The following is a 320-nucleotide window of genomic DNA, read 5'->3' on the forward strand; positions in this document are numbered from 1 at the left end:
TTCGCCGACGAGGTCACCCGCGTGGCCCGCGAGGTCGGCACCGAAGGAGACCTCGGGGGCCGCGCCCAGGTCCGTGGCGTCTCCGGCGTCTGGAAGGACCTCACCGAGAACGTCAACTTCATGGCGGACAACCTCACTTCGCAGGTCCGCAACATCGCGCTGGTGTCCACGGCCGTCGCCCAGGGCGATCTGTCGAAGAAGATCACGGTCGAGGCCAAGGGCGAGATCCTGGAGCTGAAGACCACCTTCAACACCATGGTCGACCAGCTCTCCGCCTTCGCCGACGAGGTCACCCGCGTGGCCCGCGAGGTCGGCACCGA

At 67.5% G+C, this 320-nt stretch carries 1 protein-coding gene; it reads left to right on the forward strand.

Going from position 1 to position 320, the window contains the following annotated elements:
• On the forward strand, window positions 1-320 hold a 320-nt coding region (locus tag GFH49_RS01430), incomplete at both ends, for a HAMP domain-containing protein (protein ID WP_155053888.1).

This window comes from Streptomyces blattellae (assembly GCF_009709555.1).
Lineage (GTDB): Bacteria > Actinomycetota > Actinomycetes > Streptomycetales > Streptomycetaceae > Streptomyces > Streptomyces blattellae.